Below are 26,566 nucleotides of genomic sequence, written 5' to 3'. Positions count from 1 at the left end.
ATTAGCCATAATGTGCATAGTAATTATTTTAGTTACCATTTGTGTTAACCTTTGATTTGTGAGATGCTATCGCAATCTTTCTAAATAGTTATTCTATTAGTGAAAATCTCTGTAAATGGCGATTTGTAAATAGTCTAGACAAAGCCATAAGAATATTGATAAAGCAATTTGATAGTGTGGCGGGATTTTATAGTATCCGTTTACCCCCAAGTTCAAAACCTGAAAGTTTTGGATGACCATTGATATTACTGTAACGATATGGACGCTTTTGCTACCCTCCCACCTGAATGGACGAATCAGGCAATGCACGCTTATGAATTTTGCTGTCCTAATTGCCACTCAACTAGCCGAGAAGCTGAAAAAGTTTGGCTAAATCGGCGATCGCCTGTACTTACAGAAGACCGTCGTCGCAAATGGCAAGAGTTCTATTATTGCCACTGTGCTACTGTGTGGTGGGCTTGGAGTAGCGATCGCCCCCCTAAAGATATATCCAATCAGCCAGATTATAATCCTACATAGCTAATTTTTTTCCTGAACAAAAGCCCACCTCAAGGCGGGCTTTTGTTTATCTAATTCTGAGCTTTATTTGCCATCACCAATTTTAGAAGGTGAAGGTAGTACGCAGAGTACCTACATAGATGGTATCGTTAGCGTCGTTGTGTTCGGGATTGAAGATTACCAACAAGCCAGGTGTGACCTGAATATTATCAGAAACCTTGAACTTGTAAAGGCCCTCTAAGTGATAAGAGGTATCGGTATCTAAGTTATTAACTGTTTTGATGCTGCCACCAGTAACTTTGGGTGGTTGACCAAAGATAACACCTAAAACGTTGCCTTCTCCACCTAAGTCTTTTAAAGCAAGCGATCCAGCCCAGTACCAAAGGTCTGCATCTCTACCAACGTTAACACCACTCCTAGCATCAGCAGTTGTATAACCTCCCCAACCACTAATAGCCAAGTTAGAGCCAAGTTGAAATGTCGCTTCTACACCGTAGTTGTTAGATTCAGTACGAGCCCCAGTTCCAAAGGGGTTATTGGCAAAGGTGCTACCTGTGCCTTGGAAGAGGCTGTTGGCAGCATTACCAGCGAAGTAACTACGGGCGTAGGTCAAACCAATATTGAAGGCTTTGGTGGGTTTGAAAGTTAATTGACCGAAGAGAGTGTTATCGCCATCAAACAGACCGTTACTAAGTCCGGGATTATTAGCACCAAAGACACCATTACCAGTTGAAGGTGCTAAATAAGCACCAGTCAAGCTGATAGCTTCGTTAGGATTGAAAGTTACAGTTAAACCAGCACCATTTTGACCTTGACGGTAGATGGGGCTGAAACGTCCATATCGAGAGAGCGCACCTCTACCAGAGCTTGCAAAGTCAGGGTTAAAGGTGTTTACGTTTTCATACAATTCACCGCCACTAGCGTCAATCTTGACACGCACTGCGTCAGTGAAGTTGAAAGCATAGTTGATTTTATCAATCGCAACAGAGTTGTTGGTATCACCGTCATAACCCAAGCGGGTCATGTTGGTACCACTACCGCTTGCAACACCACCAACAACACTACCAACATTGGAAACGATATTGCCCGCATTTAAACGGATTTGCAACTGGTCTTTACCAGTGAAACTGCTGTACAAGTTCAAACGCACGCGATCAGAGAAAACAGTGTTGCTGTTTAAGTCTGGATTATTGTTAGGGTCGGCATCTGTATCAGCCCTATTTTCACCAAAAACATCAGACACGTTGAAAATTGCTTCCCCAACCAACTTGGTGGTAGTGGAGAACTGATTAGCTTCAAGTTCAGAAGTGCGGGCTTCTAATCCATCCACACGACCGCGCAGAGTTGCTAATTCAGCAGAATATTCTTCTTGTAAGCGCTGTAAAGTAGCTAAATCTTGTTTGCTGACTAAATCAGCAGTAGCTGTAGCAATCAGTTCGTTAACCCGATCTAAACAGGCATTCAAACCTGCGGCAAATTCATAACGGGTCAAAGCACGGTTCCCACGATAGGTACTGTTGGGATAACCTGCAATACAGCCGTAGCGCTCAACTAGAGATTGTAAAGCTTGGAATGCCCAATCCGTGGGTTGCACATCTGAAAATTGCGAAACTGATGTTACCTGACTCATATCATTAGAGTCTTGAGCTTCAGATAACTGGGCAGCATTTGTTACCTGTTCGTTGACTTCAGCAGCTAGAGCGCTATTAGCAACAAAAAATGTCGCAGCTACAATAACTGGACTAACCTTAAAAAGATTCCAGAATCGTTTTGTCATGTTTATACTCTCACTCACACCTAAATAACCCGACCACTGTAAAACGCCTATAACACTTTACTTTCGGGAATTCTACACACTAATCACAGACACGATTATACATTACACTCTGTGAATTTTACAAGCAATTCAGCTAACATACTGCTGAACCATAATTTTTAATTAGTTTATTTGGTAAACGCAAAATAATGCGGCGTTTGTGACGTAGAACTGTTCCTTCTTCCTCCAATTGCTGTAAGAGGCGGGTAACTGTTACTCGCGTGGTATTTAATACTTCAGCAATATCTTGATGGGTAACATTTAAATCAATTAGTTTTCCCTTATCTACATCACGTCCAAATTTTTCACTTAACCACACCAAAAATTGCCATAAGCGTAGCGAAATTGGTTTTCGATGCACAATACTTAGTAGATCCTCTGCCTGTTGAATATGGGACAACAAAGCATTAATATCTTGATGCCATAAATGGGGCGGTACAATGCTTACTTCTACGCCTGTGAGACATTCAATTTGGTAGGGCTTGACCCTAGATAAAGGATAGCCAATCAGATCCCCTAATCCCCAATAACCAAGAGTGATGAATGTTCCGTCTTCACTCCACGTTAAGGTACGAACTGCACCGTATTCAATACGCCAAAGTACGTCATTTTGAAGTGGAATTACTTCCCTACGGGTAAATATCTGCTGGGGTAATTGTCCGCCGAAAGCAGAACTATTTGACACGACAGAAGAGTTTGAAGTAGGAGTTGTGGAATATATCATTAACAGTAACTACATAATTATCAGGCAATCTCGATATTTAAAATGATTAAGAAACTCTAATGATTTGTATAAAACAAAATCCACCTGTGTATCTAAATTATGTGTATTTTTACTTGTGAGGGCTAGAGACTAACTCAAAATCTTTTCATTGAAACAACTTCTTGTTTTAGGTATCTATGAGTTAGATAGATACTAATTTTTGTCAGGTGTTTGTCTGTTACTTTAGTTGTGCAAGTTTAAGAATAGGTAAGCTTTTAGTAAAATATTTAGTTAAATTATTTTTATTGAGCAAGTTTTCAACCGAAAAAGGTGGGTTTCGTTCGTTCCCATACGGAGTATGGGAACGAACGAAACTACATTAACCTAAGTCTTTAAGACTTGTGTATACACCGTAAGTATGTATTGGGGAGGGAAAAAGATTTCTAATTTCCCGTTTTCATAAGCCAATACGCTTGGGTTTAGGCTATGCAGTGCAAAGAATAGGAAACAAAGTGAGAAACTCCCTCATCAAGTGTCTTAGAACCAGCGTAAATTCGTTCTACTACACTCTTTCAATATACAAGCGTGCAATTTTCACCTTTTGACAAGCCAAAAAGGGATGACTTTAGCTACTAAGTATCCTTTTTTACTATAAAATTACCTTTATCCTGAAATTTTAGTTCGTTCTAAAGGCAAAAATCAAAATCTCGTTGTGATTATTTCACTTCGGTGACACGCCAGCTAAGTTTCAAATTAATCCAGAAATTCCAGATAGTAGCAACTGCGATCGCAATAAAGTTCGCAATATAACGGTTAGGAATAATAAAATTGAATACCAAATTTAATACCAGTACATTCAATACCAATCCAGCAAGGCAAATGGCGTTGAACTTCAAAAACCGCTTCAGGCGTTGATGCCATTCTTGCTGTCTGGCGCTGACATCAGCAAATGTCCAAGCGTCATTCCACAAAAAATTATTTAAAATCGCAATTTCACCAGCCATAATTTTGCTGCGTGTTAGAGGCCAAGCCAAGGTAGTGGGATCGCTGAGTAAATAAAGAATTGTCATATCCACAAATACCCCACTCAGTCCTACTAAGCCAAAGCGGATAAATCGGCCAATGGGGAAACCAGTTTGTTGAGTAAGTTTTTGTTTTTTATTACCTCCGGTTAGCCGTAACCTTACTAAATGGTGAATGTAATCTATGTATTGTTTCCATGTAACTTTGCTTTCACCCTCTTTGCGTTCACAAAATACATATCCAACTTCGGCAACTTCATCTACCTTTCCGCGTCCGATTACTTCTAAGAGAATTTTGTATCCCACTGGATTGAGTGTTGCATTAGCGATCGCACTTCGGCGCACCATAAAATAACCACTCATCGGGTCAGAAACTCTACCCAGTACTCCCGGTAAAATAACCAAGCCTAATAATTGAGCGCCACGAGACAATAAACGTCTGACAACACTCCAGCTACTAACACCGCCTCCTTCAACATGACGACTAGCTACTGCCAAATCCGCTCCCTGCTCAACACTACGCAACAGTTGCATTAGCACCTCTGGCGGATGCTGCAAATCTCCATCAATTACCCCTAACACACTTCCCGTAGCTGCTTGCCACCCACGAATCACTGCCGAAGATAGCCCCCGCTCTTGTTCTCGTCGCATCACCCGCAACTGAGGGTATTCTGTTGTCAGAGATTGTGCTATTTCCCAAGTTTGGTCTGGGCTATCATCGTCTACCACAATTAGTTCATATTTTCCTGGAATTGATTCATCCAGTAACTGACTCAATATACTGACCACATTTTGGATGTTGTCACGCTCTTTATAAGTAGGAATTACTAGAGATAAATGGATAGATTCACCAGTTATACCCACATTATTAGGGGGCAACTCTGAAATCTTTAGTGGGCCCGTTGGTACTGCTAACAGCGAGTTGGATGAGTTTGTCTTCATAATTTCACATTTATCTGTAAAGACTAAAGGAAATAGAGTCGAACATCTGCGCGCTTTATTGACTGAACCTGGTTAGCCAAAGTTTTTTGTTACATTTAGATGTTCTGAAAAGTTTGATATCTGCCTCCTGCTTTCTGAACGGAGGTGGGTTTAAAACCCTTGTCTATTATCTCTGCACGTTTTATATATTCAGAAGTCCATAACTTCCTTTATGTGTAAGCTTTAAACCTTCAGTTACCCTTTGAAAAAATGATTTTTTCCATTTACTGATGAAACATAGTATTGGCATTATTGCTTCATGACTGTATCCACAGAGTGGCATATTAACTGCATTTGTTCGTTTAATGTCACCATTATCTTGGCTGTTTTCAATAAACTTTGTTATTGATTCTATCCACATGACATACCCTGTACTTAGTCGCAAACATGACTTTAGTTGCTTTTTCAGTATTGAATCTTATCAGAAATGGTTTAAAATTGCTATACATCTCACGAATGATTTAGGATTGCTGTATTAATTGCTATATTGTTTTTTGAGTTTTGCGAGCGAGTAATAATTGAAGATGTTCAGTTTTCCTAAATAACTTTATAGTATTCTTACGTAAGATGTATTCAGTTGTATAAAATTATTCCATTTCAAATAAATTATTATTGTTATTATAAATAATGATAATACAATTGAAAATTGGATTGCAACTGGAAGTGTTTAAGACTAGCAAGGTAAACACCTAGCTTCATTTGAATTTTGGATTTAAAGACCTGTATGAAACTCAGGGTAAGCGAATCTTAAATGTTATTGACAAAACTAAAACTATAGAATAGAAATTGATGGTTTGGTTGAGTTCTACAGACTAAATAGCGAAGGCTTAAGTTATTAGCAATAAGCGGTACTGAATGGGATTACTTAGGTCTTTATTTAGATGAGGGATTTCTCATTCAAAATATGTGGTTGCCTTGGTATTAAACCATTTTATATTGTTAATGAATGATTAATTCTTTATATTTATGCTTATGCTAAATGCAAATAATTTATCTAATAGTAAGAAAACCCAAATATTATTAGGTTTTGCCATAATTTTGTCATTAATATTATTTGGAGAATTAGCAATTAGAGCTTATTCTTTTTATCTTGATGCTTTAGGTAATTCCACAGGTCGATATTTACCTGATTTTCCCAACCCTTTTGACCAAATAAGAACAGGCATAGAATTCCTTTTTTTAAATATTATATATGCTGTGTGGCTAATTATAAACAAGAATAAGCAAAAAGATATAACCTTTATAAAAATATTAAAAAACAGTTCATTTTTTCTGTTGATTGCTTTTGCAGGTTATCCAATAACTACTGATATCAATTTGTATATACATTATGGTTTGATGTATTTAAATGGAATTAACCCTTTTCTGAATCCTGCAAGCACATTTACTTCAGAATTGTCTCCATTTCTTGTTTGGAAACAGACTTCTACTTATGGGCCTATATCTCAACTACTTTTTATATTTTCTGCCTTTTTCGTTGCAATTACTCCTAGTTTAGGAATTTATGTATTTAAATTAATCTGTCTTTTATTCCATATATTAAATAGTTACTTAATTTGGGGGCATTTAAAAAACTCTCCTTATAAGATAAATGTAACAACTGCATATTTACTTAGCCCATTACTTCTGTATGAGCAGGTTACAAATGCCCATGTAGATGTCTTCATTTCTACCATTTTAATTATTTTGATAATATGCCTTAAAAACTATAACTATCTAGCTGCAATTGTTACAGTTTGGATTGGTTTTCTAATTAAAACATTACCAATTGTTTGGTTGCCTCTAATTTTTGTTTATTTGATTAAGCAACAACGTTGGAAAATTTTATTTAGTGCAATTTTTATCTCTGTAGCTATAATTTTTGCAACTTCTCTGATAGCTTTACCTTCAGTCGATGCTTGGACAAGCCTTTTCAATCCTGGCGTTAAAGACAGAGTAGGTGGTTCATTATATTCTTTGATTAAGAATTTACTAAGTATAAAAATACTAAACCTTCCTGTAACTTTACAAGCAACTGTATTCTCAAGATTTAAACCTATAATCTTTTCTATATTTGTAATTTCTTATTTAATTATTCTGGTAAAACCATATTTGAAAAAAACATATTCTACAACTAGTTTTAGTACAAATATAGGATGGATTACCTTAATATTATTTTTGTTTGCTGCTCCTTGGTATTGCTCTTGGTATTCCTCTGTGCTGTTGGCAGTCGTAGCTTTAAACATAGATTCTAATTCAAAAAGATTCGTGATTACTAGCATCGTCTTCTGTCTTAGCAGTACTGTTTTTTACTATCTATTACGAGGTATCCGACTGTACGATTTTTTAACGGTTGTACCAACCTTAGCAGTAATTATATTTTGGCTTGTACGTGATATCCAAGCTCTAAAAAAGCCACTGAAAAACTGAATCAAAAGCTACCATTTTTATAATTAAACTAGTCAATATTTTTTCTAACTGCTCATATATATTTATGATTCTTCTCGCTAATTTTAATGGTAATAATTAAAATTTAATGCTTATAATTTGCCAACTATAAAAGCCCAACATTTCATCGTTATTCAGTACTTGTTATGCCAAATCGTTTTAGGTTAAAATAGCACTACACTCGTTACTCACATCTTTATTTACAATCTTTTAATCCTTCTTTTGTAAACATCTAAGAGACTTAGGGATTAGGCATATTTGACAAATTCACGCTTAATATTCTTGCTAATACTGCCTTCTTATTGAGAATTAACGACTAACTAATCAGGGTTAGAAAAACAAAAGCGATCGCTATCGCAAATGTTAAGACAGATCCGGATAATAGATAGTCTTAAAAAGAGGGGAGCTAAAATCAAGATCCACCCCATTTATTGGGGAGCTAGAGGGAGTGACTTTAGGCTGTTGATTCATGAACTGTCAATTAAGAGCGTTGACCAGTGACAATATATGCTACCCTCTGACCGATATTAGTTGCATGATCTGCCATCCGTTCCAGACAACGAATTGCCAGTGCTAGCAGCACAATTGGCTCGACTACACCAGGTACATCCCGTTGTTGGGCTAAAGTTTGATAAACGCGATCGTAAGCATCGTCTACAGTATCATCTAGGTGCTTTAAACGGCGACCACCGCCTTCATCGAAATCTCCCAAAGCCTTCAAGCTAGTTGCTAGCATCGCCTGTGCGTGAAGGGACATGGCTTCGATTTCAGATAAACACGTATGAGGCGCATAAGGAAAAATTTTAATCGCAATCTCAGCTAAATCTTCAGCATAATCGCCAATGCGCTCTAAGTCTCGCACCAGTTGCATAAAGGCACTCAAGCAGCGCAAATCTTGAGCCGTAGGCGCTTTCAGCGTCATAATCGCCGTACAGTCTGATTCGATTTGACGATAAAAGCGATCAATCTTTTTATCTAATAGAGGAAGTTGCTCTGCTGCTGTTAAGTTACGAGCAAATAACGCTTGGTGGCTGAGGCGAAACGATTGTTCTACCAAAGCACCCATGCGTAATACGTCCCGTTCTAAGCGCCTAATGGCGCGTGCTAGTTCGGGTCTTTGAGGATTGGAACCATAATGGACAGCTTTCACACTTGTTGTCTTAAAGGTGAAGATATTACTAACTATAGTCTTGGCTTAAGGAGTTTGCCATAACTTCAGGAAATTGAAGTTGCATCCACGCACCACCGGTTTCTGGATGGTTCATAGCTTTGATTGAGCCACCGTGGGCGATCAGAATTTGCTCAACGATCGCTAATCCTAATCCATTGCCAACGATCGCCCCGATGGAGTTACTCTCTTGTGGGGAATGGGTTCGCGCCTTATCTCCTCGATAAAATCGCTCAAAAACGTGGGGTAAATCTGCCTCAGAAAACCCAACTCCAGAATCAATAAGATTTATTTCTAGAATTGGAGAAGCCTGATCATTATCTTTTGTTGATAAGATTTTCGCTTCAACACGAATACTTGTAGAAGGAGGACTGTATTTAATACTATTGTCTAGTAAGTTGAGAAAAACTTGGAAAATCCGGGCTTGATCTGCTTTAATCCAAAGATTTTCTGGGCCAGAATAAGAAATAGATAGATGTTGGCGCTGTGCTAAGGGTTCTAGTGTTTCCCAAACAGATGTAATTAGCGATCGCAATTCTACAGCTTTGGCTTGCAATTGCATGGTTGGGTTTGCTTCCATTTGGGTCAAGTCTAACCAGCTTTGCACTAAATTAATCAGCCGATCAACTTCCTGCATCAAACGGTTAACCCAGCGATTTAGAGGTGGTTCCAAGCGGATTTGTAAAGTTTCCACCACCAAGCGAATCGAAGTCAAGGGCGTTCTAAGTTCGTGGGCTAAATCAGAAAAAGAGCGATCGCGTACTTGATTTATGTCTAATAGGGGTTGACGATTTTCTAAAAATACTCCTACTTGTCCATTAGGTAAAGGCAAACTAGATGCCCGCAAAGCCAGAGATTTGATTGTTGACATTTCTGCCGCATCATCAAAAGATGGATGAAAAATCCATTCTCCCGTCTGTGGTTTTTGGCGATCGCGAGTTTGCTCAATTAAATGGTCAAGTTCGTAAGACCGTACTAACTCTAGTAGTAAGCGTACTTCTTCTGGTTGCCACCTTTGCAGATACAAAATTTCCTGCGCCTGCCGATTACACCACAGCAGCTGATTTTCCTCATCTACCTGCAAATATCCCACTGGTGCAAAATCTAGCAAGTCTTGGTAAGTTTGCAATGATTGCTGCAAATCTTGCCGTTGCTGTTTCACCATCGCTATTTCCTGCCATAACCCAGGAATCAGCAGCAGTCCCTTCTTGTCAGAATGCGAGGTTAACGGTCGGAATAAGCGCCCCAGGTAGCGGTTAAGTTGAACCTGTTGCCAAATCCAAAACCCAATGCCTACTGCTAAACCCAGAAAAAATCCCAATAAAAGCATTTGAGTTGTTAGTTTGTTGGTGACTACTAAAAACTAACAACTATCTAAACTAATTATCCAAACCTATAGCCAAAACCTCGTACAGTCACAATATATTCCGGATGACTGGGGTCTTGCTCTAATTTTTCGCGCAACCAGCGAATATGAACGTCTACGGTTTTGCTATCACCAACGAAATCTGGCCCCCAAACCTGATCTAGTAATTGTTCCCGCGACCATACCCTCCGGGCGTAACTCATAAACAATTCCAGCAAGCGGAACTCTTTAGGTGAAAGGCTCACTTCTTGGCCACGAACCAGCACCCGACATTCTTGAGGATTCAAGGTAACATCTTTGAATTTTAATACTGGTAGTTGTGGTAAATTACTTAGGCGTTGGCGGCGGAGTAAAGCGCGACAACGAGCTACTAACTCACGCATACTAAAAGGTTTGGTCAGGTAGTCATCTGCTCCCACCTCTAACCCCAGAACGCGGTCAGTTTCACTACCCTTAGCACTGAGCATTAAAATCGGTACTGGGTTTCCTTGATGACGCAGCAAACGGCATATATCTAGCCCATTGATTTGCGGCAGCATCAAATCAAGAATGATCAAATCAAAGGGAACTTCCCCTGAGTTGGTTTCAAAACTTTTGAGATACTCTATAGCAGATCGCCCATCGGGTGCAGTTATCACCCCGTAACCTTCTTCTTCCAGGGCTACAGCTAGCATTTCCTGGATTAATTCTTCATCTTCTACTACTAGAATACGGCTGGTTTGTCCAATTTCCGTTCTGGCAGAGTATTTGGTCGATTCAGTGGTATACATTGATATCACAAAAGTCTGGGACTGTGCTTGTATCAATTAGCATGATTAAACTTATTATCTCGCCTTAGTGCTACGGCGCTTCTGCTAGGGTTAATTCTTTTAGATTTTCTTTACAAAAAGTAACATATTCAACATCATTCTCCTAAATCACCATGATTGCCAGCTTTTAATACTTTGTTGGGTGGCGCAATTATATAAAGCATTATCTTGACAAGAAGAGATAAGGTTAGGTATATTCATCTTAGTACAAAAGTACTAATAAATCTCAAAGGGAAAACTATACCTGAAAAATAGAAGGACATAACTGTGGAAAATTCGTACCACCTAAGTGTCCTATATCGATCATTTCAGTATTTCCACTGCGTGAAAAATGTTGATTTAAAGGCTACTCTGATGTCTGCATAGGGTAGTCATTGGTATGGCTTGCTACCCAATAAATCATTTGCCTATTGAAGGGAGTTGGAAGATGACTACAGTTGGAGTCAAGGACAGCAAACAACAACTAATGCAAGCATTTCAACAAATTATTATCCAAAGAAAAAAGCTGGAATCTAAAATAGCAACCAAACAAGAGGAAGCAGACAAGGCAAAAAGTCAAGAAATTCTGCAAGCAGCTTCTGCATATACGGTTGATAGTATTGTCAAAGGCTTAGCTGATTTACAATTGGAGTTTGGCAGTATTCTTAATGCGTTATCTGAAAAACTAGCTCAGGAAAATTCTAAGTTAGATGAATTGAACCGAGCTATAGAAATTGAAACTCAACGCTTACAAGAGCTTCAACAAATCAGAGTTGTAGCGGATACTCTAGACATTTTAAGTCAAGAACACCAAGAAAAATTAAAAACCCTAGAGCAAGATACTATCAGCAAAAGGGAAGCACTAGAAAAAGAAATTACAATTAGGCGGAAAGAATGGCAAAAAGAGCAAGCCGAGTATGAAGAAAAACTCCAAGAGTATAACGATTTATTAGCTAAGGATCGCCAGCAGGAACAAGAAGAATCTCAGTATAAGTTAGAAACTACTCGTAAACTCAATACAGATAGTTACGAAGCGATAAAGCGCCAACAACAAAGAGAAATACAAGATAATTCTCAAAAGAAAGAGAAAGATTGGGCACAACGAGAAAAGATATTTGCTGAACGCCAACCACTGTTTGCAGATTATGAACAAAAGGTAACTACATTTCCTAACGAACTGGAAGAGGCCGTTAAGAAAGCTAGAGAAGAAGCAATTAAAGAAACAAGCCAAAAAGCTAAAATTGAGGCTGATTTATTTGAGAGAGAATGGGAATCTAACAAACAGAGTTATGAGCAAAAAATTCAATCTCTGGAAGAAACAATTAAGAAACAGTCTGAGCAAATAGAAGGTATATCTGCTCAATTGCAAACTGCATTAAAACAAGCACAAGACTTAGCTATGAGGGCTTTTGGTAGTTCTAACCCTAAATAGTTACGAGTTTGTAGCATCTTAACCATTTTTAATTCCTGAAGAGGAGGTTTGTTGTGGTGGTGAAAAAGCCGACTGATAAGAATACTAAAGTAGAAATTCTTCAGGCATTTGAGGAGTTAGCTAAAGAAAAAGCAGCGCTGAAATCGGAACTTGAAAAAGTTGCCAAAGAAAACCAGTCTGGAACTAAAGAACAGCCTAAATTAGAACAAAAAACAGCTATGAATCAGCTTTCTAGCGTCCAACAGAAGATGAATAATACAATTGAAAGCTTGGCAAAGATTCAATTAGGTTTTGGCAGTGCTGCTAATGAATTATCGGAACAGCTAACCACAAAAGCCTCTAACTTGGAAGAAATCAGGCGAAATTTAGAAGAAGAAATCCAACAATTAACACAGCTGCACAATTTAGAAATTTCTGATGATATCTTGGATACTCTCATCCAATCTTATGAAGATAATACGAAAGCTTATCAGGAAGAATATAACCAGCGTTCTGAAGTGTTATTCCAAGAAATACTAGAACAAAGAAATATTTGGGGAAAAGAACAGGAAGAACAGCAACGGGCTATAAAAGAACGGAATGAAAACTTGAAGAAAACTCGACAACGTGATGCATCAGAGTATAAGTATAATTTAGAACTCCAACGACAATTGCAAAGTGACGAATACGAACAAGAGCAGAAAGCACTATATAAACAACTAGAAGAATTACTACAAGAGACAGAGAAACAGTGGGCTGAACGAGAGAAAGCAATTTCTGAGAGAGAGAAACAATTTGAAGAATTAAAAGCGAAGGTAGAGGCTTTCCCGAAAGATAAAGAAGCAGCTATCAAAAAAGCTATAGAAGAAGGCAAAGGCATCGCCCACTACCAAGCGAAAGTAAAATCAGATTTATATTCTAAGGAAGTGGAAGGGCAAAAGCGTTTTTATGAACAAAGGCTGCAATCTCTAGAACAAACTATTACTAATCAAGAGACGCGGATTCAAAATCTTTCTAAACAACTTGAATCTGCTCTCAAGCAAGTTCAGGATTTGGCAGTTAAAGCTATTGAAGGGACTTCAAATGTTAATTCATATCAGGCTATTAAAGAAATAGCTTTAGAACAGGCAAAGACTCAAGCGAAAAATAAATAATACCGATTATTTTTGAAGTTGTATAGAGCAAGGGCCTTAAGTTCCTTGTTCTATCAAGGTTGATTTTGTGCCGCTTCCCATAGAATTGGTATAAGCTGATTTATTTTTATGAAAAGTGTAGAGACTTAATTGAAATTAAATCTCTACAACTGACTATAAAGCTTTTATTCGGTTTTCTTTGGTTTTTTGATGTCTGGAGGAGGTTGTAGTTTCTTCTTCTTTGTTCCGGTAGCCTGTGTTTGCTGAAATGCTTGATTAGAATTTGGCTCTTGACTAGACATAATAGTAAATTTTAAAATCTCCGACAATATTATCTACATTACGGGTATTGTAGATTACAGAAATATATCACAAGGAATTTAAATTTTTAACTAAAAAATTAGTACATAATGTTAATCGCGTAATAATCATCACTTCATTTATACTTGAGGTTGATTCGGCATAACCTTAATACCCTTCCCTGGATAGCTTTCTAAATTTAGACTTATCGGCAACTGGGAAAGCCGACTAGATAGTAATATTTTGCCTAAAAATGGAAGAAATAAGGCTAAAATTTATGTAAGTACAAGCCGTTGAATATTAAATTAACTTTAAATTTATTTAACTTTACAGAATGCCAGACGCGGAAAAGTCCCAAAACCAGCTGGCTAATGAAAAGCTGCTGCATCGGCAAGTTAGTAAAAAAGCAAATTATTCGCTCTTAGCCAGTGGAGAAGAGGGAATGGTGCTTCAGTTGGCGGATGGTACTATCCAGGCTTGTAATGCAGCTTGCGATCGCATTTTGGGACTAACCACAGCACAACTTGTAGGGCAGAATTTGCTCGATTCCAAGTGGCAATTCCTTCATGAAGATGGCTCTCCTTTACCTAGCGAAACTCACCCAGCGATCGCTGCTCAGAAAACAGGTAAACCTTGCTTGAATGTGGTGTGTGGCTTTTATAAGCCAAATGGTCAGCTAGTCTGGCTATTGTTGTCTTCAAAACCTCTGTTCCAAGCAGGAGTAAACACTCCCTTTGCGATCGTCACAACTTTTTCGGATATTACAGAATTTAAGCACGCACAACTTGAGGAAAAATGTAACTGTACTGAAGATACTCAACAAGTTGAAGAAGAAAGTTGGTTGCAGCCAGAAGCTGAGAGTAGTGTTCCTCTTGCCTCTCTTGTTGATGCAAATGAATCTCAGATACTGTGGGATAGTCAACGTTTGTTCCAACAAATTGCTGGTACTCTGCCGGGAATACTTTACATATATGACCTCATTGAGCAGCGAAATTCTTATGTTAATTACGAAATTGCTCAAGGTTGGGGCTACACACCAGCAGAAATCCAGGCAATGGGAAAGGATTTATTTACCCAACTTCTACACCCTGAAGATTTGGCTCGACTCCCTGCTTATTTTGAAAGATTTAATTCTACCTGTCAGGGCGAAGTCCTCAGTTTTGAGTACCGCATTCGACACGCGAATGGAGAGTGGCGTTGGTTTTGTAGCTATGACACTGTATATAGCAAAACTGTTGAGGGATTCCCGAAATATCTTTTAGGCATTGCTTTCGATATTACAGAGCGACGACACATAGAAATTTCGCTACGGCAAAGTAACGAAAGGTTTGAGCTAGCAGCTGCGGCGGTTAATTGCCTAATCTATGACTGGGAAATTCACAGAAGTACTGTGGAAAGAACTCAGGGTTTAACGCAGGTTTTTGGCTACACACAACAAGAAGCTGAACCTACCTTCGAGTGGTGGCAACAACTTATCCACCCCGATGACCAACAAAGAGTTAATGACCAGTTCATGGCTAGTATGGCCAATGGCAACCGTTATAGCATTGAGTATCGAATCCGTCACAAAGATGGTCGCTATTTATGGGTGCAAGACCAGGGTTTTGCTGTTCGGGAAGCAAATGGTCAGGTAGTTAGGGTTGTTGGTGCTAGTACTGATATTACCGAACAGCAAGCTGCGCTGCGCGATCGCCAGCAAATTGAAACAAACCTGCGCGAGAGTGAAGAACGGATTCGGTTAGCCACTACTGCTGCGGAATTGGGTATGTGGTTTTGGAATATTACCACCAACGAGTTAGTTTGGACAGAGAAATGTAAGGAGCTATTTGGACTAGCCCCAGAAGTCGAAATGAGCTATGAGCTTTTCCTCAACTGCATACATCCAGAAGATCGTCAACGCCTCAATGAAGCGATCGCTCGTTGTTTTCAGGAAAAGGTTGAGTATGACATTGAATACCGCAGTCTTTGGTCTGATGGTAGCATTCATTGGATTGCCGCTAAAGGTCGTGTCTTTTACGAAGCCGACGATCAGCCAGTTCGGATGATGGGTACAGCTCAGGATATTACTGGGCGCAAACAGATAGAAAATGATTTGCGGCAGCGTGAAACTCAATTAAGGCGCTTAGTTGATTCCAATATTATTGGCATTATGTTCGCTACACCTGACCATATTACTGAGGCGAACGAGGCTTTTTTAGAAATGGTGGGTTATACGCGAGAGGAACTATTAGCAGGTAAAGTACGCAGACAACAGATGACTCCACCGGAATATCACGCTCTTGATGAGCAGGGGATAGAGCAACTTTTAACGGTTGGAGTATGTAATCCTTTTGAAAAAGAATATATCCGCAAAGATGGTTCGCGCATTCCCATACTAATTGGTGGTGCTTTGGTAGAGAAAGATCCGCCATCTTGGATCTGTTTTATTCTGGACTTAACCCCAAGGAAGCAATTAGAACAGACACTTAGACAACAAGCAGAGGAACTCAAACAGGCAAACCGAAACAAAGATGAGTTTCTTGCCATTCTCTCCCACGAATTGCGATCGCCCCTCAACCCAATTTTAGGCTGGTCATCGCTACTCAAAAGCCGCAAATTTGATGAAGCTACTACCAATCGGGCCTTAGAAACCATCGAAAGAAATACTCAATTGCAGATTCAATTAATTGATGAATTGCTGGATGTATCCCGAATTATTCGCGGTAAGTTGAACCTGACTTTTGCCACTGTTAACCTAGCATCTGTAATTGATGCTGCATTAGAAACAGTCCGGTTAATCGCAGAAAGCAAATCCATCCAAATAAAAATACAGCTTGACCCTAATGTTGGTAAAGTGTCTGGCGATTATTATCGCTTACAGCAAGTTGTAGGGAATTTACTCTCGAATGCTGTCAAGTTCACTCCTCCTAACGGTTCTGTGGAAGTCAACCTATCGTTAAATAGGGAATTGACTTCCCACTCAGCACTGATTCAAGTTAAAGACACTGGACAAGGGATTTCCCCTGAATTCCTCCCCCACGTATTTGAATATTTTCGTCAAGCTGATAGCAGTACAACCAGAAAATTTGGCGGGCTGGGGTTGGGATTGGCAATAGTTCGCAACCTGGTAGAGCTGCATGGTGGAACTATAACAGCAGCTAGTCCAGGAGAAGGACAGGGAGCAATTTTTATTGTGAGACTGCCTGTGATGAAAGAGATTAGGGGAGATGAGAAAACTGGGGGAGGCAGAGAGAAATTTAACTCGTTAGCGATCGCCGGATTACGGATATTGATTGTTGATGATGATGCTGATACACGGGAATTTTTGCACTTCTTCCTACAACAGAATGGGGCACTAACAACTCTTGCAGCATCGGTAACTGAGGCGCTGGCTGTCATAGTCAAGACCATACCTGATGTATTAATCAGTGATTTAGGAATGCCAGAGATGGATGGCTATAGCCTGATTAGGCTGCTTAGGGCTATGCCAAAGGAAGAGGGTGGGGAAATTCCGGCGATCGCTCTTACAGCTTATGCAGGAGAAAGCGATCGCGATCAAGTTCTAGCAGCCGGTTTTCAGAAACATATTGCCAAGCCAGTACAACCAACTGAATTAATAACCTCAATTGCAGATTTGCTAGGTCAAAGATAAGTAACACTTGTGACTGGCTCAAAATGCGAAGAGACGTTGCACTTCTCTGAAATTCAAATAGGACTTACGCAAACAATAGCCGAAACCTTTATTTTCAGGTAGGGGCAATTCATCAATTACCGCTATGCGTGTAGGTTTGCGTGACTCTTATCAAAAATCCTAGTTTATCCTTGGATTGATTTTCATAAAATTGTCTTTTGCAAAAGAATAATTTCGAGGTGAAAATCTTGGCGCAATCATGCCCCAAATCTTTGATTGCGATCACTAATTTCCAGTCTAGTATTAGAAATTTTTATATCAAGGACAACTATCTAAAGAGTGAAAGTTTTTGATCGCAATCCAGCCATTAGTTAGTTGTATAATCTCCATTAAAGGATAATAATACATGATATCGTCAACATACATTGCTACTTCTTAAACCTTGTTAAAGATCGTGATGCATTGAACTTGACGGTATTAACCCTCGTCCGCAATTATAAAGAAACGGCTATTAAAAGCCAATTTTCTTACTGCTTGACGGCGATTTTATCATTTATAAAATCGTCTAATTTCATTAAGGATATTTATTATTGCAACGTAGGATATTACCACAGAATCACTGATTATCGTTATTAGTGTTATCTGCGGTTCTTTAAAAATCAAATAGGATCTAATACTATTTGTGATGAATATTTGGATAAATGTGATGAGATGTCAGAGCAGCTACTCATAATGTCCAACATTTTGATTTTCCAGAGTTAACGGTTGTATTTGGGGTTCCCATCCATAATCGATGTAAACCAAGCACTCATCTGGATATTTGTATTAACTTAACCTTGCACCCAGTATTTTCCAATAGTCAATCCAAGAATTTCAAAAGAGGATATTTCTATGTTTAGTTTTTTTCGTTGGCCATCAGCAAGGGTTGCTTTACTAGTTCTGGGAATGACAGCTGCTACAATAACTCCCATCGTAATTTCTACCCCAGCTTCATCTCAAAATACCGTTCCATCTGAGACAACACCATCCCCTACAACACCATCCCCTGCAACACCATCTCCAACTTCAACAGTTAACTTATCTGATGTTTCCTCAGATTATTGGGCGCGTCCCTTCATTCAAGCCCTAGCTGACAATAATGTGATTGCTGGCTTTCCTGATGGCAGCTTCAGGCCAAATCAAGCCGTGACTCGTGCTGAATTTGCCGCCCTGATTCAGAAAGCTTTCCCTAACCAAAATCGAGTTCGGCAATTAACCGCAGGTGGATTTCGTGATGTTCCTGCTGGTTATTGGGCATCTTCTGTAATTCAGTACGCCTACGAAACTGGATTTTTGGCAGGCTATCCTGGGAACGTGTTTTCGCCAAATCAACAAATACCCAAGGTACAGGCGATCGTTGCTTTAACGAGTGGTTTAGGCTTAACTGCTAGTAACACCGGAGCCAGTACTGACCTCAGCACCTACTACACCGACGCTTCAAGTATCCCGCAGTATGCCATTGCCAGTGTTACTAGTGCAACACAATCTAATATTGTTGTTAATTACCCAGATGTAAAACAACTCAATCCCCAACAACCTTTAACTCGTGCTGAAGTTGCGGCACTCTTATATCAAGCTTTGGCTAAACAGGGACGAGTACAACCCATTGCTAGCAATCTTCCAGCTAGTCAGTATATTGTTGGTGGGACTCAAACTGGTAGCGATATTGTAACTCTTGCTTCATCCAGTAGTTCTCTTACAACTCTGACTTCTTTATTAAAGGCAGCCGGCTTAACAGATGTTCTTCAACAGCCAGGCCCTTATACAGTCTTCGCTCCCACCGATCAAGCATTTGCTGCTTTACCTGCTGCTACCTTACAGCAGTTACAGCAACCAGAAAATAGACAAGCATTGATTAAGATTTTGACATACCATGTCGTTCCTGGTGCAGTCACTTCTAGTCAACTCGCGGCTGGGGAACTGCAAACTGCTGAAGAAAAGCCTGTAAATATTCAAATCGATCGCGCTAGCAATCAAATCTCGGTAAATAATGCCAGAGTTATCCAGGCGGATGTTAAAGCTAGCAATGGTGTTATCCATGCAATTAACCAAGTCCTTGTCCCGCCTGATGTTAACATCAGTCAGTTAAATCAACCACCAACAGGAAATACAGATGGAACAACGCCTACTGTTACACCAGGTAGAACTACTCTTGGTGGCCCCAGCTATATCGGGGTTGCTGGTAACATTGGTTTGAGCGGGAACGATACAGCTTTGAGCGATGGTAACTTTGCAGTAATCAGTAAAATTGGTCTGACACGCAATATCTCAGTGCGACCATCGGTGCTATTTGGGGATGATACAGTGTTTTTGGTTCCCTTGACTTTGGATTTTACCCCTCGTGCCTCTGCTGATGTCGGCGACAGAACCTTCTTTATATCTCCTTATATAGGTGCTGGTGTCGCGATCGAAGCTAATCTCGATACTGATTTTGGATTACTGCTAACTGGTGGTGTAGACATTCCTCTCGGCTCTAGATTTACGTTAAATGGCGCTGTAAATGCTGCTTTTATGGATCAAACTGATGTAGGGTTACAATTAGGACTTGGCTACAACTTCTAAGTCAACATAGAATTAGATCCCACTTTTTAAGGGGGACTTTGAGAGGTTTTTGCCCCTCCTTAATTATCGAATTACCCCACCCTAACCCTCCCCTTGTAAAGGGGAGGGAACTAGATTTTCTTGTTTCCCCCCTTTACAAGGGGGGATTAAGGGGGGTAATTCGATTTGTGTATACACAGTAGCTTTTTTAAGGGGTGTCAGGGGGGATCTAAAAGTGGCTAAATTCACAGCGAAACACTTTTCAAACAACCTCTAAGATTTTGAAAACACGCGCTAGTCTTATAAATAAAAAAGAGTGGAAGGAAGCATATCAGTCAGCTTTCAAACTCCCACTCTGCCATTTGCTGCTGAAGTGAGCAGGAATGTATACAGACGTTGCCCGTTATTTAGGGGCTAATGCGTATCTCAACAACAACGTCCATACATATTTAATATTCCTGTTGCAGCAAAGGCTAAACCTAATTATTGATATTTATCTGCTGATAAAAATACTCTGCAAATAATTTAGTAGAGATAGTTTCTTGGAAATCATTTAGGAAATAAATAGGGTTTTACAAAATCAATTTGCTTATGTGGTAGTCCCTGATAAAAACCCTTGAAGTCGTTTATCTTCGTACAATTTAACTTGGGTAATTAGAACGTGGTTGCCATTTTGGCAGGTTTTTAAATTTTCTAATTGAGGTATTTTTTTGCTTTAGCAAAGTTAAAAGCTTGAGGCTTGAGGGGTTTTACCCCCTATTTTTTAAGCAACAGTATTATGGAATTTGCTAATAGCCTTTAACTGTCATAATGATACAAATATCTTGGTCAGGGTATAGTCAAATTCAGAGGATGTTTGAAAAGTCTTTTTGTCAGTATCAAAAGTTTTAGATCCCTCTAAATCCCCCTTGTCAAGGTAAACTTTGATTTCGTTTCCTGCCTTTTTAAGGGATGTTAGAGGGGATCTAAAAGTGTTTAAAGTCACAGCGAAATAGTTTTCAAACAACCACTAAGGTTAAAAAGGCGGTTAGAAAATGGTATAAGGCTTCGTGAACAAGGCTTTGATACTCGTGAACGAGGCTTTGAACTCCGTTAATGAGTCTTTTATACTCGTGAATGAGTCTTTGAACTCCGTGAATGAGTCTTTGATACTCGTGAACGAGCCTTTGAACTCCATTAACGAGGCTTTGATACTCGTGAACGAGGCTTTGAACTCCGTGAACGAGTCTTTTATACTCGTGAATGAGTCTTTTATACTCGTGAATGAGTCTTTGAACTCCGTTAATGAGTCTTTTATACTCGTGAACGAGGCTTTGAACTCCATTCATGAAAAATATCTAACCATTCTTAAATTTACAGGGGTGAGCGTGTAGTAAAATTTGCTCACCCTCGTAAAGTGGAACATGGCTTTAGACTTCTCCAGTCAAAATCTTCGAGGACGCAACTTCAAAGGTAGAAAAGACCTTGCGGGTGCAAACTTTAGCTATGCCGACATCCGAGGGGCAAACTTCACCAACACTAACCTGATAGGGGCAAACTTTAGTCACGCCAAAGCTGGACTGCAACGACGTTGGGTAATTGGTTTAGTTATTATCTCATTCTTATTGTCGGGGCTGTCAGGATTTCTCTGGGCTGTCAATGGTTTCTTTGTGTCGCTCATCTTTAGCTCATCCAGTGAGAAGCAGATTGCGGGCTGGGTTGCTCTAATCACATTGATTGCCTTTTTCTTCATCACGATTCTTCAAGGAATAATAGCTGGTTTAGGAGCCGTCGCCTTCACGGTCGCAGTCGCCTTCGCAGTCGCCGTCGCCTTCGTTGTCGCCGGAGCTGGAGCCGGAACCGTCGCCTTCGCCTTCGCCGGAGCCGGAGCCTTCGCTGTTGCCGGAGCCGTCGCTGGAGCCGTTGCCGTCGCTGTCGCCGGAACTGGAGCCGTTGCCTTCGCTGTCGCCGTCGCTGTCGCCGGAGCCGGAGCCTTCGCAGTCGCTGTCGCCGGAGCCGGAATGTTATTTAGTCTCTACATCAGCTGGCGAGCCATGAAAGGAGATCAAAAACACTCCTTAATTCGCAATATTGCGATCGCCTTTGCTGCAACAGGAGGTACAAGTTTTCGTGGCGCTGACTTAACCAATGCTGATTTCACCCAAGCTACGCTCAAAAGTACAGATTTCCGAAACACGATCCTTATATGTAGCAGTTGGCATCAAGCCAAAATGCTTAACCGTGTTCGCCCTGGTTTAACTTATCTGCGAAACTCACAAATACGAGAATTATTGGTTACAGGACAGGGACAGGATAAAAACTTTGACCGTGAAAACCTGCGGGGTATCAACTTACAAAAAGCTAACCTAGCAGATGCCAGCTTTATCGGTGCTGATCTCAGTGAAGCAAACTTGCAAGATGCTGATTTGTCAAGAGCAAAGCTCAAGCAAACGCAACTAGACGGCACAGATTTAACAGGTGCAACTCTCACCGGAGCCTTCATTGAAGATTGGGGCATTACAAATACAACTAAATTGCATGGGGTGAGGTGTGAATATGTCTTTATGCGCTTACCCACCAAAGAAGACCCCGACCCACTCCGCAAACCTGATAACAAACAAGAGGTATTTGCAGACGGGGATTTTGCCGACTTTATCAAGCCAATTTTTGACACCCTCGACCTTTACCATAATCAAGGCGTTGACCCTCGTGCTGTTGCCATAGCTTTCAAAAACCTTGCCGAAAACCATCCCGAAGCCGAGTTAGAAATTGTGGCAATGGAGAAACGCGGCGAAGATAAAATCTTACTCAGAGCCAAAACCGCCGCAGGGAGCGATAAATCTCAACTAAGTGCAGAATATTTTGATAACTATAATCAACTCAAAGCTTTATCGCAGAGTCAGCAATTATTGCTGGTAGAAAAAGATAAGCGCATTATTAGTTTAGAAAATATGGTAGATACTGCTCTCAAGCAGCCCAAATTTTATACTCAAGGAGATACAAATATGTCAGATATCAGTGGCATCAATATTCAAGGCAGCAGTAATGTTAGCGGTATCGCTGGCAATAATTCTATTGCTAATCTAGGAACCATTAGCGGTAACGTGAGTATTGCCCTCAATCAGTTACCTGATGCAACTGATGCCGAGAAACCAGGAATCAAAGAATTATTGTCGCAGTTGCAAGATGCAATCATCCAATCCACATATTTGTCAGAAGAAGACAAAGCCGAAGCGCTAGAACAGGTGAACAGTTTGGCAGAAGCGGGTAAAAGTCCCCAAGAACCGACTAAGCAAAAGACGGCGAAGACAGCTATCACCATGTTGAAAGGGATATTTACTGGCTTACCTGCGATCGCATCGCTGGTTGAAGCTGGTAATAAATTATTGCCTGCGATCGCAAAACTATTCGGTTTGGGATAAGGGCGTTGTTCCAACAAAGATACGATCGATACTAGTAACTTTGCTGGAATCAAACCCGATGTCTTTAACTGAAGAAATTCTTTCCCAATTACCAGGTGATGTTTTCGGAGGGTTGCGTCAAAGCGATCGCATCCTCACATCTCTGCGCGAAAACTCCGCACCCGCACCACAGTTAGTTAAAGAAAATCAACAACCTTTAGGCGTTGTCGATTTCGATGTGCTGATCTGCGGTGGCACTTTAGGCATTTTAATTGGTTGCGCCTTAGCGGTGAAGGGACTGCGGGTAGCGTTGATGGAACGGGGTATTTTACGGGGGAGAGAACAAGAGTGGAATATCTCTCGGAAAGAATTAGATGTGTTTGTGGAATTAAACTTGCTGACTGAGGATGAATTAGAAACTGCGATCGCAACTAAATATAACCCAGCGCGAGTTAGTTTTGATGGCGGTACAGAAGTTTGGGTAAAAGATGTTTTGAATATTGGCGTAGATCCAGTTTATCTCCTGGCTACATTGAAGACCCGATTTCTCGCCGTGGGTGGAAAGTTGTTAGAAAATACACCCTTTACTGAAGCGATCGTTCATCCAGATGGAGTGATGGTAAATAACCAATTCAAAACTCGGTTATTAATCGACGCAATGGGACATCTTTCACCCATCAGCCAACAAGCACGCCAAGGCAAAAAACCAGACGCACTGTGCTTAGTTGTCGGAAGTTGTGCCCAAGGTTTTCCGGAAAATAACTCAGGCGACTTGTTGTTATCATTTACGCCTTTGCAAAATCAATGTCAGTACTTCTGGGAAGCTTTCCCAGCCAGGGATGGCAGAACCACTTACTTGTTTACCTACATGGATGCACATCCCCAACGTTTGAGTTTAGAAGGTCTATTTGAAGAATATCTGCGTCTCTTACCAGAATATCAGGGAGTGGAATTGAGCAAGCTTAAATTTCAACGGGCGTTATTTGGCTTCTTTCCTACCTATCGGCAAAGTCCTCTCAAAACTCCTTGGAATCGCATTTTGCCAGCCGGAGACAGCAGTGGTAGTCAGTCTCCCTTGAGTTTTGGTGGTTTTGGGGCAATGGTGCGTCACCTGAAGCGTTTAACTTATGGCATTTACGAAGCGCTAGAAACAGAACAATTATCTGTAAAAGCTTTAGCACTGCTGCAACCCTATCAGCCAAGCCTGACTGTTACCTGGTTGTTTCAAAAAGCGATGAGTGTTGGTATAAATCAGAAAATTGCCCCAGATCAAATTAACCAACTCCTCTCGGCAGTATTTCAAGAAATGCAACAGTTGGGTACACCAGTATTAAAACCATTTTTACAGGATATAGTGCAGTTCTCGGCACTAACCCAAACACTGTTAAAAACTGGTTTATCTCATCCGGGAATAGTTGCCAAAATCATTCCGCAAGTAGGTTTAGGAAGTTTATTAGATTGGACGTTACATTACGGCAATTTAGGTGTATATACTGCCTTGTTTTGGTTGAGTCCAATGTTAGAAACATGGATTAAGAATCAACCAAATGAACAACAATATTATTGGCATCGTTTGATTGATGCCTGGAAGTATGGTTCTGGCGGTGATTACTCAGATGAAACTTAGAATTTTAGCTGTGTGAGGATAACATGATTGAACGAAAATCATTAGGAATCAAATACTTTGCAGTCCTGATTGGATTCCTGCGCGATCGCCCAGGTTTTCTGGAGGAAATTCGCCAAGGTACGAGATTACCAACTAAAATCATTTCTCTGCTGGTTTGCAGTTCCTTATTTCTCGCCGCGTATGGCGGAATCATTGGTGCATATCATAGTTGGATGCAAGCTTTGTCTTCCGCCATTAAACTCCCAGCGCTTTATTTAATCACACTTTTGATTTGTATCCCGACGTTGTTCTTTGCTAACATCATTTTTGGTTCCAAGCGGACTTTTGCACAGCATTTAGCATTAGTATTAACTGCGGTTTCAGTCACAAGCGTACTTTTATTTAGCTTTGCCCCAATCACCCTGTTTTTCTTGATTACCACGAATAATTACCAATTTTTAATTCTTTTAAATGTATTCATCTTTGCATTAACTGGATTTATTGGTATTTCGTCTTTATATCAGGCGACGAGTTTAGTTTTAGAACAAGATGATGAAAGTACCAAGACACGCCAAAAGATTTTGCAATTTTGGCTATTTCTTTACGCTTTCGTAGGCAGTCAGTTAGGATGGACTCTCAGACCATTTTTTGGCACACCTGGTTCTGTGTTTGAACTATTCCGCGAAAGAGAAGGTAATTTCTATTTAAGCGTCATTAAATCTCTTAGCTATCTTTTTGGATTCCGTTAATTAGTCATTAGTAATTTCACAAAATATACAAACTATAAAATTATGCTGAAAAAGCAAAATCGCGGAATTCAACAGTTTGGTGTATTGGTTAATTTACTGCGCGATCGCCAGTCTTTTTTAGAAGAAATCCGTCAGGGAGTCAGGTTACAAAATAAAATCAGTTCTCTATTCGTAACTAGTTCTATATTCTTTGCTCTTTATGGAGCAATTATCGGTGCATCTCACAGTTGGGCACAGGCATTATCTGGTGCTATTAAACTTCCGGTATTCTATTTAATCACACTGATTATTTGTTTCCCGACTTTGTTCTTTTTTAATGTTTTGTTTGGTTCTCGGAGCAGTGTTTTACAGCATTTCGTTGTATTACTCACATCTGTCTCAGTGATTAGCGTACTTTTATTTAGCTTGGCACCAGTTACACTATTTTTTCTCATCACTACACCAGATTCATATCAATTTTTCAAACTATTGAATGTGCTAATTTTTGGTATTACAGGCATCTTTGGTGTGAAATTTTTATATGAAGGGATGCAATTACTCTCTCAACAAGATGAAGTCGGTAAAAAAACCCGCACCACTATTTTAAGATCCTGGTTATTGCTTTATGCCTTTGTTGGTATGCAGTTAGGATGGTTTCTCAGACCATTTTTTGGTGCGCCTGATTCTAAATTTGAATTATTTCGCGCAGTAAAAGGCAACTTTTATTTGGATATTGTGACGGCGATTTCCGAAATTTTAGGTTTGCGTTAACATAATCGCGGAAATCCCCCTGGCTAAATTCACAGTGAAACACTTTTAAAACAACCTCTAAAGCCTCGATTGCACTAAGTTTCAGCACTCACCGCAGTCGGGGTTTAATTGGGCCTATCCGCAGCAATCTAGTCATGATGTCGTCTTTGCGATCGCAAACAAGCCCAAAAAGCCGCATTTCAGAGGATGTTTACAAAATAAGTTATCAGATATTTTATAGATAATTTCTATGAAATAGATTTAAGTATATGTCAAGTAGTTCCGTGTTTGTACGCTAT

The 26,566-nt window shown here is 40.0% G+C and carries 16 protein-coding genes; 10 read left to right on the top strand and 6 right to left on the bottom strand.

All coding sequences use genetic code 11. The features are described 5' to 3' along the window. The first annotated feature begins 258 nt into the window (after window positions 1–258). The gene (locus ACFFRD_RS32625; RefSeq protein WP_179074174.1) at window positions 259–519 is read left to right on the top strand and encodes a hypothetical protein; all 261 of its coding nucleotides are present in this window, start codon (window positions 259–261) and stop codon (window positions 517–519) included. An 82-nt stretch (window positions 520–601) separates the two neighbouring features. Here the strand turns inward: ACFFRD_RS32625 and ACFFRD_RS32620 are convergent, their stop codons facing one another. From ACFFRD_RS32620 to ACFFRD_RS32610, 3 genes are all read right to left on the bottom strand, one after another. Then, complete coding sequence (locus ACFFRD_RS32620) at window positions 602–2,275, bottom strand: iron uptake porin (RefSeq protein WP_392479961.1); 1,674 nt, start codon at window positions 2,273–2,275, stop codon at window positions 602–604. 133 nt (window positions 2,276–2,408) lie between these two features. Next, the gene (locus ACFFRD_RS32615) at window positions 2,409–3,038 is read right to left on the bottom strand and encodes a Crp/Fnr family transcriptional regulator (RefSeq protein WP_114082903.1); all 630 of its coding nucleotides are present in this window, start codon (window positions 3,036–3,038) and stop codon (window positions 2,409–2,411) included. Window positions 3,039–3,733: 695 nt separating this feature from the next. After that, window positions 3,734–4,981, bottom strand: a complete 1,248-nt coding sequence (locus ACFFRD_RS32610) for a glycosyltransferase (protein WP_392479960.1) — start codon at window positions 4,979–4,981, stop codon at window positions 3,734–3,736. A gap of 1,005 nt (window positions 4,982–5,986) precedes the next feature. Here ACFFRD_RS32610 and ACFFRD_RS32605 point away from each other — a divergent pair. Next, window positions 5,987–7,429, top strand: a complete 1,443-nt coding sequence (locus ACFFRD_RS32605) for a hypothetical protein (protein ID WP_392479959.1) — start codon at window positions 5,987–5,989, stop codon at window positions 7,427–7,429. A gap of 499 nt (window positions 7,430–7,928) precedes the next feature. Here the strand turns inward: ACFFRD_RS32605 and phoU are convergent, their stop codons facing one another. The 3 genes from phoU to ACFFRD_RS32590 are packed head-to-tail and all read right to left on the bottom strand — an operon-like array spanning window position 7,929 to window position 10,751. Further along, window positions 7,929–8,597: a phosphate signaling complex protein PhoU gene (gene phoU, locus ACFFRD_RS32600; protein ID WP_114082907.1), complete on the bottom strand. Its 669-nt coding sequence runs from the start codon at window positions 8,595–8,597 to the stop codon at window positions 7,929–7,931. Window positions 8,598–8,625: 28 nt separating this feature from the next. Continuing rightward, entirely contained in the window at window positions 8,626–9,945 is a 1,320-nt protein-coding gene (locus ACFFRD_RS32595; protein WP_392479958.1) for a sensor histidine kinase, read from the bottom strand. Window positions 9,946–9,998: 53 nt separating this feature from the next. Next, window positions 9,999–10,751 (bottom strand): winged helix-turn-helix domain-containing protein, encoded by a 753-nt coding sequence (locus tag ACFFRD_RS32590; RefSeq protein WP_012410556.1) that lies wholly within the window; start codon window positions 10,749–10,751, stop codon window positions 9,999–10,001. A gap of 466 nt (window positions 10,752–11,217) precedes the next feature. Here ACFFRD_RS32590 and ACFFRD_RS32585 point away from each other — a divergent pair, with 466 nt between their 5' ends. From ACFFRD_RS32585 to ACFFRD_RS32550, 8 genes are all read left to right on the top strand, one after another. Continuing rightward, on the top strand, window positions 11,218–12,201 hold the full coding sequence (locus tag ACFFRD_RS32585) for a hypothetical protein (RefSeq protein WP_392479957.1): 984 nt from the start codon (window positions 11,218–11,220) through the stop codon (window positions 12,199–12,201). A 53-nt stretch (window positions 12,202–12,254) separates the two neighbouring features. Continuing rightward, window positions 12,255–13,334, top strand: coding sequence for a hypothetical protein (locus ACFFRD_RS32580; protein ID WP_392479955.1), 1,080 nt, complete (start codon window positions 12,255–12,257; stop codon window positions 13,332–13,334). 613 nt (window positions 13,335–13,947) lie between these two features. Next, the gene (locus ACFFRD_RS32575) at window positions 13,948–17,244 is read left to right on the top strand and encodes a PAS domain-containing protein (RefSeq protein ID WP_392479954.1); all 3,297 of its coding nucleotides are present in this window, start codon (window positions 13,948–13,950) and stop codon (window positions 17,242–17,244) included. Between the two features lie 870 nt (window positions 17,245–18,114). Beyond that, window positions 18,115–19,824: a fasciclin domain-containing protein gene (locus ACFFRD_RS32570; protein WP_392479952.1), complete on the top strand. Its 1,710-nt coding sequence runs from the start codon at window positions 18,115–18,117 to the stop codon at window positions 19,822–19,824. 1,382 nt (window positions 19,825–21,206) lie between these two features. After that, the gene (locus ACFFRD_RS32565) at window positions 21,207–23,204 is read left to right on the top strand and encodes a pentapeptide repeat-containing protein (RefSeq protein ID WP_392479951.1); all 1,998 of its coding nucleotides are present in this window, start codon (window positions 21,207–21,209) and stop codon (window positions 23,202–23,204) included. Window positions 23,205–23,262: 58 nt separating this feature from the next. Continuing rightward, window positions 23,263–24,810 carry an FAD-binding oxidoreductase gene (locus tag ACFFRD_RS32560; protein ID WP_392479950.1) on the top strand — a complete coding sequence of 516 codons (1,548 nt, stop codon included), beginning with the start codon at window positions 23,263–23,265 and terminating at the stop codon, window positions 24,808–24,810. Between the two features lie 23 nt (window positions 24,811–24,833). After that, window positions 24,834–25,538 (top strand): actin-binding WH2 domain-containing protein, encoded by a 705-nt coding sequence (locus ACFFRD_RS32555; RefSeq protein WP_392479949.1) that lies wholly within the window; start codon window positions 24,834–24,836, stop codon window positions 25,536–25,538. A 42-nt stretch (window positions 25,539–25,580) separates the two neighbouring features. Next, window positions 25,581–26,288 carry an actin-binding WH2 domain-containing protein gene (locus ACFFRD_RS32550; RefSeq protein ID WP_114082917.1) on the top strand — a complete coding sequence of 236 codons (708 nt, stop codon included), beginning with the start codon at window positions 25,581–25,583 and terminating at the stop codon, window positions 26,286–26,288. The last annotated feature ends 278 nt before the right edge of the window (window positions 26,289–26,566 follow it).

Origin of the sequence: Nostoc sp. C110 (genome assembly GCF_043099725.1) — a bacterium.
In the GTDB taxonomy this organism is placed as follows: domain Bacteria; phylum Cyanobacteriota; class Cyanobacteriia; order Cyanobacteriales; family Nostocaceae; genus Nostoc; species Nostoc muscorum_A.
The sequence above is the reverse complement of the archived record's forward strand: the minus strand, read 5'-3'. Positions and strand labels throughout refer to the sequence as shown.